This is a genomic window from Mycobacterium sp. 1465703.0 (assembly GCF_001672975.1).
Lineage (GTDB): Bacteria > Actinomycetota > Actinomycetes > Mycobacteriales > Mycobacteriaceae > Mycobacterium.
Genome location: NZ_LZKU01000199.1, coordinates 1 through 11,785, shown reverse-complemented (window position 1 = coordinate 11,785; position 11,785 = coordinate 1). Strand labels below are relative to the sequence as shown.

At 65.8% G+C, this 11,785-nt stretch carries 4 protein-coding genes and 2 pseudogenes; all 6 read right to left on the bottom strand.

All coding sequences use genetic code 11. The features are described 5' to 3' along the window. Positions 1 to 182, bottom strand: a pseudogene (locus A5625_RS18375) (hypothetical protein); the annotation flags it as partial. Beyond that, positions 182 to 1,438 (bottom strand): sulfate adenylyltransferase, encoded by a 1,257-nt coding sequence (gene sat / locus A5625_RS18370; protein ID WP_066996995.1) that lies wholly within the window; start codon positions 1,436 to 1,438, stop codon positions 182 to 184. The gene sat and the pseudogene A5625_RS18375, both read right to left, overlap by 1 nt. Before the next feature lie 82 nt (positions 1,439 to 1,520). Next, positions 1,521 to 2,189 (bottom strand): adenylyl-sulfate kinase, encoded by a 669-nt coding sequence (gene cysC / locus A5625_RS18365; RefSeq protein WP_066997001.1) that lies wholly within the window; start codon positions 2,187 to 2,189, stop codon positions 1,521 to 1,523. A gap of 225 nt (positions 2,190 to 2,414) precedes the next feature. Continuing rightward, positions 2,415 to 8,798: a type I polyketide synthase gene (pks2, locus tag A5625_RS18360; protein WP_066996998.1), complete on the bottom strand. Its 6,384-nt coding sequence runs from the start codon at positions 8,796 to 8,798 to the stop codon at positions 2,415 to 2,417. Positions 8,799 to 9,043: 245 nt separating this feature from the next. Next, on the bottom strand, positions 9,044 to 11,407 hold the full coding sequence (locus A5625_RS18355) for an APC family permease (RefSeq protein ID WP_066996992.1): 2,364 nt from the start codon (positions 11,405 to 11,407) through the stop codon (positions 9,044 to 9,046). 87 nt (positions 11,408 to 11,494) lie between these two features. Further along, positions 11,495 to 11,785 (bottom strand): annotated as a pseudogene (locus A5625_RS18350) (succinyldiaminopimelate transaminase); the annotation flags it as partial.

Here is an 11,785-nt window from a genome sequence, read left to right as displayed (position 1 = left end):
ATGGCCCCGGGAAACCGTTGTAGGAGAACGTCTTTCTGTTCTTCGGTGGTGTAGATCTCCAGCAGTTTCATGCCGGCGAACGCCTCGATCGCCAGGTCCGCCATTCCGGCATTCGCCAGCGCTTCCAGCCGCTCCTCGTTGATCCAGACGTTGACCTTGATCTTCTTGTCGCCGTTGCTCATTAGTTCTCCAATTGGTTCAGCGTAAAGACCGGCAGTCTGTCTTTCAGATACTCCTCGGTGACGAACGGCGAACCCTGTCCGTACTTGGCCGCGCTGTCCATCACAACTTCGAACACTTCGTGCCGCATCACCTTTTGGGTGGGCTTGACCTCGTCGGTCAAGATACTTCGAATCAGGCTGCCACTGAAGCTTTGTGATTGGTCGTCGTGGCCGCACAGGGCCGAGTTGGTGACTTCCTGGCACACCGGGCAATACCAATTCTCCCGCAGGAACACGGGTTTGATCCCCAGCTCGCTTCGGTACTGCTTGAGGATGTTCTGCGAATCGTACGGGTGGTAGAAATCGCCCACGCCGGCGTGGTCTCGCCCGAACATGTGATGCGTGCAGCCCAGGTTCGTCCGCAGAATCGCGTGAAAGATCGCCTCCCGGGGTCCCGCATAGCGCATGTCCCACAACGTGAAAGACACCAGGTGGACGTCCTCGCGGAAGTACCCACTGGTTCTCAACTCGTTCTGCGCCAACAGGATTGCTTCGTCAATGTAGTCCCCCACCCGCTTCTGGCCGATGATGGCGTTGACCAGTACGCCCGTGTTCAAGTTGTCCACCGGCTGGTCCTCATTGGCCGCTAGCCACGCTTGCTTCATCAAGGCTTCGTGGCCGGAGTGCGGAACATTTCGGGTCTGATGGGCCACGGCACGCTTCCAGTGCTTCTCCGCCAACGCATCCTTATGCTGTCGCGGAGTCAGCCAGAAACTTTTGAAGGGTTCGTTGAACACCGGCTCGTTGATCAGCGTGATATCGCCGCCGATGAAACGATCCGCATACGCTAGCGTCTTCTTGACGCCCGGGTGCCGGGGATCGCTTGTACCGTAAGTTTTTTCGGCCATCCGGCCCAAGTCGTATTGATAGATCTCGGAAACCTCGAAGAGCGCCATCGGGGCATCGAGATACTCCAGAACGATGCGTTCGCCCTCTTTTACCCCATACTTCTCGATGTCTTGGGCGGACAGGTCGAAGACGATCGGGATGCTCCACAGCGTGCCGTCGGGCAACTGGAACTTGTCCAGCGTGCCGTCCACTTCGCGCCGGCCCATGAAACCCGTGAGGGGGGTGAAGAAACCGTAGGACAGGCTGATGACCTCGTGCGCGGTGGCTTTCGAGATCGGGATGCGCGGCAATCCATCGATCTGACTCGCCGCATTTTCGGTAGACACCCGTTCCACGATCGGCTTCCCGTTATGACCCTGGTAACTCATTGAACGTGACCTCGTTTCGCGTAATCAGCGGTTGCCCGTGCGGTGAACGGATCCCGATACCGTTGCTGCTCGAACCTGTCCGCTAAGCGTGTCGCCGGACCGGGGCAGAGATGACGCCCACCTGCTCGAGATGGGTGATCACTTCCTCGGCCAGCGTGTCCGCGTCCTTGTTGCCGCCTTCAAGTCGCAACTCGGGCCGCGCCGGCGGTTCGTAGGGGTCGTCGATTCCGGTGAAACCCTTGATCTCGCCGGCCCGCGCTTTCTTGTAGAGCCCTTTGGGATCGCGCTGTTCGCAAATCTCAATCGGGGTGTCGATGAAGATCTCTTGGAAATCGCCGTCGTTCAGGGTGGCCCGAATCGCGTCACGATCACGAACGTAGGGGCTGATGAACGCCGTCAGCGCGATGACTCCCGATTCGCAGAACAGCTTCGCGACCGCGCCGATACGGCGGATGTTCTCCTCGCGATCCTGGGCGGAAAAGCCCAGACCGAACCGCTTCGCGAAGTCCGGCCCATGCCGCTCTTCGAGAACATCGGGCCCGGCGTTGAGCCCATAGCGCACGTTGTCCCCGTCCAGCAGGTAGCTGCGGATGCCCCGCTCGTACAGCTTCTGCTCGACGGCATTGGCGACCGTGCTCTTGCCGCTGCCGCTCAACCCGGTGAACCAGATGACGCAGCCCTTGTGGCCGTTGAGCCCCTCGCGGTCGGCGCGGCTGATCTTGTGCTCATGCCAGGTGATGTTGTTCGACATTGCCAGCTCCTGTTCATAAAGTCCCAGCCGCGAATCCCTGGCCACACACTTTCCTTCATATTGTTTATCAATGAACCCGGATCGGAACCAGTCCACAAGTAAAGATGGCCAACTTACGAAAGTTTTTCCCTGGCGGGGCTACGGGTAAACCTCGCCCGGACTATCCGGACTCGCCAAGCACTATCACCCCGCGCCAACCCCGCAGGCTTAGCTGGTGTGCAGCGGTCAGGATGCTGCCGGCGCAGCTTCCAGATCAGCCAGTTCGTCGAACAAGTGGTCGGCCAGACCACGAACGGTGGTGATCTTGGTCGGACTGATCCGCACGCCCGTTTCGGTCTCGATGCGGGTCCGCAGCTCCAAATTCCCCAGCGAGTCCAACCCATAGTCGGACAAGGGCCGATCCGGATCGATTGTGCGCCGGAGCAATAGGCTGATTTGGCCGGATACCAGCCGGCGGATGGCCGACGGCCAGTCCTCGCGCGGCAACGCCTGCAGTTCGGCGAGGAACTTACCGGTGTCGGGTTTGCCCTGACTCATGGCTCCGAACGCCTGCGCAAACCGGCTGCGTTGCGCGAAGGAGGTCAACCAGGGCGTCCCCATGATCGGCGCGTAGCCAGAGTACGGGCGGTCGTAGCGCAGCAGCGTTTCGAACGCGCGGAAACCCTCGGCCGGCGTGATCGCGATGCCGGCGTCCTCGGCCAGCGCGGTGGCGCGGCCAACCTCGGACCACGCCCCCCACGCGATCGAGGTAGCCGGCAGACCGTGGGCGCGACGCCAGTGTGCGAACGCGTCCAGCCAGCTGTTGGCCGCGGCGTAGGCGCCCTGCCCCGGCGAGCCCACCAGCGCGGCGGCCGACGAGAAAGAGCAGAACCAGTCCAGCGGCTGTCCGGTTTGTTCTTCGTGCAGCGCTTGATGAATGTTCCACGCGCCGTATACCTTTGGCGCCCAACACCGATCGATGAGTTCATCGGTGACGTTCGCCAGGGTTGCGTCCTCGACGACGGCCGCCGCGTGCAGCACCCCCCGTACGGGCAGTCCGGTGGCGGTGGCAGATGCCGCCAAACGCTCGGCCGTCTGCGGCTCGGCGATGTCACCGCACTCCACCGCGATGTCGGCCCCTACGTCGCGAAGTCGCTCGATGGTTTCGCGCGTTTGCTCGTCGGGTTGCGAACGCGAGTTCAGCACGATCCGCCCAACACCGGCCCCGTCCTTGCGCGAGGCCATCTGCCCGGCCAGAAACAGGCCCAGGCCGCTGAGTCCGCCGGTGACGATGTAGGCGCCGTCGGTGCGGAACGGCCGCGCCTTTTCCGGCGGCACCGCGGCCACACTGCTCCCCGCTCGCGACACCTGCAGCACCACCTTGCCGGTGTGCCCGGCGGCGGCGACCAGACGCACCGCGGCGGCCGCGTCTTGAAGCGGGTAATGCGTGGTTTGCGGCACCGGCAGCTCGCCGGCGGCGGTGTGCTGGTACACGGTGGTCAGCAGCCGCCGCACCGTTTGCGGGTGGCTGAAGGTCAGCAGCGCGAGGTCAACGGCGAACAACGACAGGTTGCGACGGAACGGAAACAGCCCCAGCCGGCTGTCGCGGTAGATGTCACGCTTGCCCAGCTCGATGAAGCGGCCACCCAAGGCCAGCAGTTCGATTCCGGCGCGCTGCGCGGCGCCGGGTAGCGAGTTGAGCACCACGTCGACGCCGTATCCGTCGGTGTCCCTGCGGATTTGCTCGGCGAACTCGGTGCTGCGCGAGTCGTACACGTGCTCGATACCCATGTCGCGCAGCAGTTGTCGGCGCTGCGGGCTGCCCGCGGTCGCGAAGATCTTACAACCGACCGCCCGGGCGATCGCGATGGCCGCCTGGCCGACGCCACCGGTCCCAGAGTGGATCAGCACCTTGTCGTTCGGCGAGATGCGGGCCAGATCGTGCAGGCCATACCACGCGGTCGCCGACGCGGTCGGCACCGCGGCGGCATCTTCCAGCGGCAGCTCGGGCGGCAGCGTGACCGCGTGCCGGGCGTCGGCGATAACGTAGGTGCCCCAGCAGCCGTTGCGGGAAATCCCGCCGACATGGTCGCCGACCTTGTGCTCGGTGACTTCTGGTCCGACAGCCGTCACCATGCCGGCGAAGTCGCCGCCCAACTGCTGCTGGTAACCCTCGAACGTCGGGTAACGCCCAAAGGCGACAAGGACATCCGCGAAATTGATGGTCGACGAGGTCACCGCGACCTCGATCTCCCCCGGCCCCGGCGGCACCCGGTCGAACGCGATGAACTCCAGCGATTCGAGGTCGCCGGGCACGCGGATCTGCAGGCGTATGCCATCCCGCTGGTGATCGACGATGGTCGTTCGCCGCTCGTCCGGACGAAGCGGGCCGGGCCGCAGCCGGGCGGCATACCACTGGCCGGCGCGCCAAGCGGTCTCGTCTTCCTCCGAGCCGCTTTTCAGTTGCAGCGCAACCTGTTCGGGGTTGGTGATGTCGTCTACGTCAATCTGGGTGACACTCAGATGCGGATGCTCGGAGTCGATCACCCGCATCAGTCCGCGCAACCCGGTCTGCGCCAGGTTGGCGACGTCACCGGCGGCCACGGTTGCGGCGTTGCGGGTCACCACGTACAGGCGGGGCGACTCTCCGGGCAGTTCGGAGAGCTCGCGGGCGACGGCCGCGACGTGCGAAACGTAGTCACGCCCGCGCCGCAACGCGTGCGGGTCGCCCGCCGCGCTCACCACGACCACACCCGTCAGCCCCTTCAACTTCCCGTGGCCGTTGGCGGAGGTCTGGCCACCACCCGACAGCAGCGAGCGCAGCTGTGCGGTATCCGCCGTCCCGAGCGGCAGCGACACCGTGCTGCATTGCGCGCCATCGGATTTCAGGGTGTCGGCAAGCCGCGCAGTCAGCGGGTCATCACCGTCGGCGGCTGACACTCTGACCAGCACCCAGCTGCCCGGCTCGCTCCGCGTCGCCTCGGGCAGCTCGCGCGGCTCCCACTCGATGGTCAACAACCGTTCGTTGAGCAGCCGATGGGCATGCTCTCCTTCGGAGGTGCCGCCCGCCAGCCGCAATCCCTCGACGGTCAGCAGCACCGTTCCGGACTGATCCAGCACGTCGACGTCGGCCTCGCATTCGCCGGGGCGCGCGGAGGTGACCCTGGTCAGGCAGTACTGCGCGTTGCGCGCCGAGGCGAAGTAGCGCAGCCTGCGCACCCCCACCGGCAACAGCAGACCACCGGCCCCGGCCTGCTGCACCTCGGGCGACATGACGACGGACTGGAAACACGCGTCGAGTAGGGCCGGGTGCGCGGTGTAGGCCGACTGCTGCGATCGGATCGCGCCCGGCAGTGCCACCTCAGCAAGCACCGTCCCGCTCTGCGCGTCTGCGACCAGCACCGCGGCCAGACCCGAAAACGCCGCCCCGTACTGAATTCCCGCAGTGTCGAAGGCTTTTCGCAATTCCGCGCCGTCCATCCGGGACGGCTGGTTGGCGAGCAGCCTTGCCAGATCGTGCGCGGGCGGCTGCTGCGGGTCGACCCCGTCCACATCGTCTGCGGCGAAAGCATGCAGAACGGCGCTCGCGCGGCGGATGCGTTCGCCTTCCTCGTGGGTGTCCACCGTGAAATCCAGCACTCCGGGCCCGGCGACGGTGGCCACCGAGGAAGCGCGCGTCTGGTCGTCGAGCAGCAGTGTCTGCTCGAACTTGATGTCGCGGACCTCGGCGCCTTCACCCAGCGCCGCGCGGGCGGCCGCCAGCGCCATCTCGCAATAGGCGGCGCCGGGAAATGCCGGCACACTGTGGATTTGGTGGTCGGCAAGCCAGGGGTGCGCGTCGGTGCCGACTTCGCCTTGCCAGACATGACGCTCGGGCTCCTCCTGCAGATGCACATGCGCGCCGAGCAGCGGATGGACGGCCTGCACCGAGGCGCCGTGCGCCTGCTCTGTTGCCTCGCGGCTGAGCATCAGCCGGCGGTGAGTCCACGTCGGCAGCGGGGCATCGACCAAACGGCCGGCCGGGTATAGAACCGAGAAGTCGACCTGGGCGCCGGCGCTGTGCAGGTCGGCGACGAAGCCGCGCAGGCCGAACGGCAGTCCCCCGCAAGCGGGTGGTACCCCCGGCTCGCGGCGCATCGCCGCCAGCGCCGCGATGGGCATGTCCAAGCTGCCGGCGTTCTGCTCGACGGCGTGGGTAAGCAGCGGATGCGGCGCCAGCTCACCGAAAACGCGGAACCCGTCCTTGAGTGCGGCTTGCACCGCGGCCGCGAATCGCACGGTGTAGCGCAAGTTTTCGGCCCAATAGTCGCCGGTGAACGACGGACGTTCGCGAGGGTTCCACAACGTGGCCGAATAGTACGGAACCTCGGGCGCCGTCGGTTGCAAATCGGCCAGGACCTCCACCAGCTCGTCGAGGATCGATTCCACCTGCGGTGAATGCGAGGCGACGTCCACTGCCACCTCGCGCGCCATCACGTCCTGCTCCTGCCAGGCCGCCACCAGATCGCGGATGGCCTTGGCGTCGCCGCCGACAACGGCGGAGGTCGGCGACGCGACCACCGAGAGCACGACGTCGGAGATACCGCGAATCGAAAGTTCGGACAGCACTTGCTGTCCCGGCAATTCCACTGACGCCATCGCACCGCTGCCGGCGATCCGCGCCATCAGCTTGGAGCGCCGGCAGATGACCCGTACCCCGTCGGCCACCGACAATCCGCCGGCGACGACAGCCGCGGCGGCTTCGCCGAGCGAATGCCCGATGGCGGCGCCGGGACGCACCCCATAGCACTTCATCGTCTCGGCGAGCGCGACCTGCATCGCAAAAATCGTTGGCTGCACCTTGTCGATGCCGCTCACCGTTTCCTTTGCCGACATGGCCTCGGTAACCGAGAAGCCGGATTCCTGCGCCACCAACGGCTCGATGATGGCGATCGTCGCCGCGAAAACCGGCTCCTTGGCCAGCAATTCGGCGCCCATCTTCGACCATTGCGAACCCTGTCCGGAGAACACCCACACCGGTCCGCGGTCGCCTTGTCCCACTGCAGGCTGATACGGGATATCGCCGTCGGCGACGGCGCGCAGCTCGGCGCCCAACTCGTCGAGACTGCTCGCCGACACCACGGTCCGCACCGGCCGATGCGTGCGCCGGCGCGACAGCGTGTAACCCAGATCTCTTAAGCCAGCCGCACTTTCGCTGTCGGGAGATACGCGACCATGCTCATCGAGCCAGGCCGCCAGCCGGGCGGCTGTCACGCGCAGCTGCTCGGCTGAGGTGGCCGACAGCGGGAAGAGCAGCGGTCCCCCGGCCGCGGGCCCGACGGTTTGTCCGGGTGGTTGTTCCGGGGCTTGTTCCACGATGGCGTGCACGTTGGTACCCGACATCCCGTACGACGACACCGCAGCCCGTCGTGGGTGGTTACCGTTACTGGGCCATGGCGTATTAGCCTGCGGGACAAACAGATCCGTCTTGATTCGGGCCATCTCGTCGGGAAGCCGGGTGAAGTGCAGGTTCTGCGGCACCACGGCGTGCTGCAGCGCCAGGATCGCCTTCGCCAATCCCAGCGGTCCGGATGTCGACTGCATGTGGCCGAAGTTGGTTTTCACCGATCCCAAAGCGCAGGGCCCGCCGGTTCCGTACACGGCGGCCAGGCTGGCGAATTCGATCGGATCGCCGACCGGCGTGCCGGTACCGTGCGCCTCGACGAGCCCGACCGTGGCCGCGTCGACGTCGGCGACCGTCAAGGCCTTTCGGTAGACGGCGACCTGGGCGGTTTCCGACGGCGCCGCGATGTTCACGGTGCGGCCGTCCTGATTTGCCGCGGTACCGCGCAACACCGCCAGGATGCGATTGCCGTCGCGTTGCGCATCATCGAGTCGCTTGAGCAGCAGCATGACACAGCCTTCGCCGGACACGAAGCCGTCGGCGTGCACGTCGAACGCGTGGCAGCGACCCGTCGGCGACAACATGCCCTGCAGCGAACCCGAGACGGACTTGCGTGGTTCCAGGGTCACGACGACGCCACCGGCCAGGGTCAGGTCGCTTTCGCCGCTGCCCAGGCTGCCGCACGCCTGGTGGACGGCCATCAACCCGGACGAGCATGCGGTGTCGACGGTGACCGCCGGCCCGTGCAGGCCGAGCGTGTAGGCCACTCGGCCGGACGCGAAGCTGTTGCTGGTGCCGGTGAATCCGTACGGCCCTTCGGCCGCGCCGCAGTCGGCGGACAGCAGTTCGTAGTCACCGTGCGTCAGGCCGACGAACACCCCGGTCTGGGACCCGACCAGCGATCCCGGATCGAGACCGGCATGCTCGACGGCCTCCCACGACGTTTCCAGCAGCAGGCGGTGCTGCGGGTCGATCGCGGTGGCTTCGCGTTCGGTCATCCCGAAGAAATCGCAGTCAAAGCCGCCCACATCGTCGAGGAACGCCCCCCACCGGGTCACCGACCGGCCCGGCACGCCGGGCTCGGGGTCGTAGAACAGGTCCGCATCCCAGCGGTCGGCGGGAATCTCGCCGACGAAGTCGTCACCGCGCAGCAGCGCCTCCCACAACCGTTGCGGGGAATCGATGCCACCGGGAAGTCGGCAGGCCATTCCGATGACGGCAACGGGTGTGGCGGTTGCGGCACGCAAAGTGCATGTCCCCTGTTCTCGCCCGATCATCATCGGGCAGTCATCGTCGTGCGCGTGCGCGGGGAGCCCGTGAGCATCGGCGCGCACCATCTCTTCTCACGTGTTCCGGGCGTAATTATGCACATGTCGTTTAGCTTCAAACGACGTTAGCTTAGCTGGAGTAAACAGTTTCGGCTCGGCGAACCAAAATGGGACCAGGAAGACCGGGGCGCCGCGAAATACGCGCCGTGACTGCGTAATTGAGGCTAGGTATCGCTCGTCTGTTCGGAATCTTCGGACTCGGCATCCTCGGCCGGATCCTCGATGACTTGATAAGCCGGATCGAGCATCGAGATGGCCCGAGTGCCGCTTTGGCGAGCCTTCCCGGTGATGCGCAAAACCTGACCAGGCTGGATGTCGGCACCCCCGTTGCCGGGGCGGAAGGCGACCGTCATTTCGCCAGTGCTGTCCCCGATGACGATCTGCCGGTGGGTCCGGCCGCGTGTCGTGACGTCTTCGACCTGACTGACCCGCCCCTCGACGCTGGCCCGCTGCCCGGAGATCAGGCCGGCCACCATGACCACCGACCGCGGCCGCTCGGGGTGCTCATAGGCGTCGACCTTCCGGTCCTCCTCATGGGACACCCACGCCTCGATTTTGTCGATTCCCTGTCCGATCCGTTGCTCGAGGGTGTCGGGGTAGGCCTCGCGGATCTTCGATTCCACGTCGTAGGGCACGATGGTCGCCGCAGCGTCGGGGATGAGGCTGACCGCGCGCGAGATCTTGTCCGCGGTGCGGTCGTGCAGCACACGGCCCAGCAACCGGGCGAATGTCCGGCGCGGCAGCAGCACCGTCACATTGGTGCGTGCGCTCTCATCACGCGCCTTGGCGACCAGCAACTGCGCGGCCCGGCTGACGCGGCGGTCGGGGCAATCGACGATCCGCAATGGAGTGTCGAGTTCGAAATGGTCCCAACGCTTTCGCAGCAGCGCGGCGTGGGCCGGGTCGATCATGAAATGTACCGCGGTCAGTTCGTCGGCCCGCAATCCCCTGCCGTAGCGCAACGCCTCGATCACGGCCAGGTCGACCGAATCGACTAAAACGAACACCCGGTGCCTCGCGTACTTCACCAACTCGGGACGGTCGGTGCGGAACGTCTCGAGAATGGCTGCCTCAGCGCGATATTCGCGGTTGAGCCGGGTCAGCATGAACACCAGCAGCGGGAACACGACGACCACCAACCAGGCGCCCTCGGTGAACTTCGCTACCGCGAAGATGCCCACCACGATCGTCGACAGAATCGCCGCGGACAGGTTGATCGCCAACCGGCGCCGCCAGCCCGGTTCTCGATGCGTCAGATGATGTTTGGTCATCCCGTAACCGGCCATCGAGAATCCGGTGAACACCCCGATCGCGTAGAAGGGGACCAGCGCATTCACCGAACCGCCGGTTACCACCAGCAAGGCGACCGACAGCGCGGTCAGGGTGATGATGCCGTTCGAAAACACCAGGCGATGGCCGCGTTTGGTGAGCTGCCTGGGCAGGAAGCGGTCTTCGGCGACGAAACTGGCCAGCGCCGGAAAGCCGTTGAAGCTGGTATTGGCGCCGGTGAACAAGATCGACGCGGTCGCGGCCTGCACCAGTACGTAGAAGACGTCGCCGGTGGCGCCGCTGCCGAACACCGCCCGGCCGATCTGTGACAAGACCGAGGGGTACTCAGTCAGATACGGCGTGGCGTGGGTGACGTGGGCCAGATAGGCGACGCCGGCCAGCAGCAGGCCGAGGATGATCGCCATCGCGGTCAGCACGCGACGCGCATTGCGGCCCTGAGGCTTTCGGAAGTAGTCGACCGTGTTGGAGATGGCCTCCACCCCGGTCAGCGACGAACCACCGTTGGCGAACGCGCGCAGCAACACCAGAATGGTCGCGCCCAGCACCAACCCGTTGCCCTGGTGAACCGGCACGGTGCCGGCCAAGTGCGCCGGATCGTAAACCGGCAAGTTCCCGATGAACGCACGAATGACGCCGACCACGATGGTCAGGCCGACCATGACGATGAAGGAATAGGTGGCCACCGCGAACGGCAGTCCCGCTTCCTTCAGGCCCCGCAGATTGGCGTAGCAGATGGCCAGCACCACGCCGACCGTGAGTTCGAGGCTGTATGGGCCCAGGGCGGGAATCGCCGAGACCACCGCTACGGTCCCGGCCGCTGACTGCACCGCAACCGTGACCACATAGTCGATCAGCAGGGCCGCCGCGGCGATCTGCGCGACGCGGGGCCCGAAGTTGTCGCGCGCCACGATGTATGAGCCGCCGGCCCGGGTGTAGGCCATCACCACCTGCCGGTATGAGGCGGCCACCAGCAGCAGGATCAGCAGGATCACACCCGTGATGGGCAGCAGCAGGAGAAAGGCGGCCAGCCCCGCGTGCGGCAGCAGTTCGATCAGGATCTGCTCGGGACCGTAAGCGACAGAGGACACCGCGTCCGGCGAAAGTGCCCCGAGCGCAACCGGATTCGAGAGCTTCTCGGACGTGATGTCCTCGGTGATCAGTGGTTTTCCCAGGAACACCCGCTTAGCGATGTCCCCTAACGACAGCGGGATGCGCAGCTTGCCGGTCGCACTGGTCACAAGCACCGTCCTTACCCGAGGTCGAGAACGTAGAACGTCTCCGATGCATTGTGCACGCCCATTGGTCGCCGGGCGGTGCAGGCCGGGCTAGGCGAGCCGCTGGACCGCGGCGCCGATCCGCTCATCGCTGGCGGTCAGCGCGACTCTCACGTGCTGCGCGCCGCGCGGGCCGTAGAAATCGCCCGGCGCGACCAGGATGCCGCGCTGCGCCAGCCAGGCGACGCTGTCGTGGCATGACTCGCCGCGGGTGGCCCACAGATACAAGCCGGCTTCGGAATGGTCGATGGCAAAGCCGGCCGAACGCAGCGCGGCATCCTGGTCGCGCCGGGCGATTTCTACGGCCCGCGCGGCGCGCAGCACGTGAGAGTCGCGCTGACC